This is a genomic window from Micromonospora sp. RTBAU3-60 (genome assembly GCF_054963695.1).
Genome location: NZ_JBUEGB010000161.1, coordinates 1 through 2,409, shown reverse-complemented (window position 1 = coordinate 2,409; position 2,409 = coordinate 1). Strand labels below are relative to the sequence as shown.

The 2,409-nt window shown below is 68.4% G+C and carries 3 protein-coding genes; 2 read left to right on the top strand and 1 reads right to left on the bottom strand.

Features of this window, described 5'->3' with window-relative positions; translation table 11 throughout:
* Positions 1 to 2 precede the first annotated feature (2 nt).
* On the bottom strand, positions 3 to 911 hold the full coding sequence (locus ACY34I_RS40280; RefSeq protein ID WP_462760797.1) for a LysR family transcriptional regulator: 909 nt from the start codon (positions 909 to 911) through the stop codon (positions 3 to 5).
* 354 nt (positions 912 to 1,265) lie between these two features.
* Between ACY34I_RS40280 and ACY34I_RS40275 the strand changes: the two genes are divergently transcribed.
* Positions 1,266 to 1,883, top strand: coding sequence for an IS607 family transposase (locus tag ACY34I_RS40275; RefSeq protein ID WP_462760795.1), 618 nt, complete (start codon positions 1,266 to 1,268; stop codon positions 1,881 to 1,883).
* Between the two features lie 56 nt (positions 1,884 to 1,939).
* Positions 1,940 to 2,409 (top strand): hypothetical protein (locus ACY34I_RS40270; RefSeq protein ID WP_462760793.1); only part of this gene is annotated, 470 nt, incomplete at its 3' end.

Here is a 2,409-nt window from a genome sequence, read left to right as displayed (position 1 = left end):
AGCTAGTCCAGCACGGCCGACGCTGGGACCGGAGCGTTGGCATCCGTCGCGGCCCGGACGAACTCCTGTATCCGGGCGGTCGTATTCGCCTCCAGCCAGACCGGTCCCCGCTCAATCGGCGGGGCGTCGTAAATCGGCACGTACACGACGTCGGGGCGCGGGTGGTAACGCTCGGTCTGCTCGCCCACCGGCAGCACGCCCCGGCCCAACGCCACGAGTGACAGCATTTCCGAGAAGGTCTTGCCGTGCGGGCCCTTGGGGACGGGTCGGCCGGCCGGCGTGCGCTCGGGTGTGCGGTCGCGCTTGAACTCGGCGGAGGTCATCGCCGGGTACTGGACGACCGGGTGGTCGGCGAGCACCTCCAGCGACACCGACTCCTCACCGGCCAGCGGGTGCGTGGCGGCCACGGCCAGCACGCGCCGCTCCACCATCAGCGCGGGCCCGCGGGCCATGCCGTCGAACGGGTAGGCGGCGACAAGGATGTCGATCGAGCCGTCCAGCAGGCTGGCCCGCGAGTTGTACAGCTGCACCTCGCGCACGTCCACGTCGCAGTCGGGATGCCGAGCGGTGAACAGCTTGACCGCTTTGAGCAGCACCGGCGCGAGGTACTCGCCGAGGAACGCTACCCGCAGCTGGCCGGTCACGCCGCGGCCGGCCTCGACCGCCCGGCGCAGGGCCGTGTCCATCTGTTCGACGAGCGGGGCCAGGTCGTCGGCGAGCTGCCGGCCGATGGGCGTGATGCGGACGACGCGACTGGTGCGCTCGAACAGCGGAGCCCCGATCCGCCGCTCCAGTTTCCTAATGACATGGCTGATCCGGCCGGTCGTCACGCGCAGGCGTTCGGCGGTACGGCCGAAGTGCAACTCGTCGGCGAGCGTCAGAAACGTCTCGATCTCGTGTCGCTCCAGCATCCCGCCGCTCCTTCGTTGAATCCGAGTCAACGATCGTAGTCCGATCATGGCTTGGTGGGCGTGGCCGGTTCGCGAATCGTTAAGGGCGTCACCGGGGCCCCACCGGACAGGGCCGGGAGCGGCAGCCATGGACCGTCGCCGGCCCGGGCCGGTGAGCCGGTCCGGCGCCCGAGGCCAGGCCGTCTCCCTCTACGTCCAGGACCCAGACCGCAACACCGTCGAATTCCGCCGGTACCCCGCCGATGCGAAACCGACGACACCGCCGACCCCGTAACGAACAATGCACCTCAGACCAACCAAGCAGCAGCTACTAGTGGTTGCTTTCCTTTCTAGAACTGTCCACAATTGACGGTCGTGGGCAGTGTCTATCGGATCGGCGAGTTTGCCAAGCGGGTGGGCCGTTCGGTGAGCACGGTGCGTCGGTGGGAGGCGGAGGGTCGGATCACGGCCCGTCGTCTGCCGTCGGGTCAGCGGTATTTTGACGATTCTGATGTGCGCAGGGTGCTGCAGCCGGGCTTCGACGCGGACCGGCGGAAGGTTGTGGTGTATTGCCGCGTGTCGTCGCCGGGTCAGAAGTCGGACTTGGCCTCGCAGGTGGCGGCGATGCAGCAGTTCTGCCTGGCTCGCGGTCTGGCCGTGGACGAGTGGGTCAGTGAGGTCGGCGGCGGGGTGAACCTGCGCCGGGAGAAGTTCCTGGCGTTGATGGATGCGGTCGATCGGGGTGAGGTCGCCACGCTGGTGGTGGCGCACAAGGACAGGTTGGCCCGGTTCGGCTTCGACCTGGTGGAGCATGTGGCGGCGCGTGGCGGCTGCGAGATCGTCGTCGTCAACCAGGAGTCCCTGTCCCCGCAGCAGGAGCTGGTCGAGGACCTCCTGGCGGTCGTCAACTCCTTCTCGGGCCGGCTGGACGGTCTGCGCCGCTACGAGAAGGAGTTGAAGAGGGCGGACTTGGCCATGGAGGGTGACCGGTGAAGGTCACCCGGATCGCCTACTCGGCCCGGCTGAATCCAGGCAAGTACGCCGCTCTGGTGGAGCAGGCCCGCCGGTTGGGCCGGGTGCGTAGCGAGGTGTGGCAGCGCTACGGCTCGATCCTCGGAGTCGGGTCCGGGTTGAAGGACCGGCAGGTGCGGGACCGATGGCTGGCCGACGGCACACACGCCCGGTTTGGTGTATTGGCGAACGCGTGGAAGGAAATCGTCCGCGACGCCATGGCCGACATCGCCGCGAACCTGGCGGCAGCGAAGGTCGACGTCCGGCGGGCGATCTGTCGGCGCACCAACGATCCGGCCGAGCGCAAGCGAATGTTCACCGTGCTGAAGGCCGACCAGTGGGCCGCTGATCCGTTCCTGGCGCGGCAGATGCGTCAGCATTGGAAGCGGGGCCGCAACCGCACGCACGATCAGATCGTGGTGCGCGCCGACAACTACAACACCGCCGTTGATGGGCGGGGCCGGTTGTGGCTGGCGGTCCCCGGTCTCGAGCCCCGCAAGATGGTCAA

Bases quoted from the DNA above. Each gene is read 5' to 3' on its own strand.
- ACY34I_RS40280 (WP_462760797.1), bottom strand. From the start codon at position 911: ATGCTGGAGCGACACGAGATCGAGACGTTTCTGACGCTCGCCGACGAG.